The sequence below is a fragment of the Gilvimarinus gilvus genome (assembly GCF_030518155.1).
GTDB lineage: Bacteria > Pseudomonadota > Gammaproteobacteria > Pseudomonadales > Cellvibrionaceae > Gilvimarinus > Gilvimarinus gilvus.
In genome coordinates this window covers 1-337 of sequence record NZ_JAULRU010000087.1, presented here as the reverse complement: position 1 = coordinate 337, position 337 = coordinate 1, and the positions used below count along the sequence as shown (strand labels likewise).

At 64.1% G+C, this 337-nt stretch carries 1 protein-coding gene; it reads left to right on the top strand.

Annotated features, from left to right (window positions below):
- On the top strand, window positions 1-337 hold a 337-nt coding region (locus QWI17_RS00440), incomplete at both ends, for a CSS-motif domain-containing protein (RefSeq protein WP_302720528.1).

Genomic DNA, 337 nt, shown 5'->3' with positions numbered 1-337 from the left:
CTGCCAGCATCGGCATCGCCCTGCAGCAGCTGAAACAGAGCGAAACCGAGCAGATGAATGCCCAGGGCGAGCGTTTTCTCGAGCGCCTGGAGCAGGTATTCGGCCAGCTGCGCGAGGGTGTAGACCTGTTGCAGGCACAGCCGCTGCGTGGATGCAGCCCGGCCATGTTGGCGGCCTTGCAGCAGGTGGGCTTGAGTTCGCGCTTCATTTACGAAGCGGCCTACGTGGACGGCAATGTCGCCTGCTCGAACCGGGGTAACGAGCGCGCGTTCGTGCCCTTGCGGCCGCCGGACATCAAGGGGCCGGTCTACAGCTACTGGCTCAACACCACCACCGA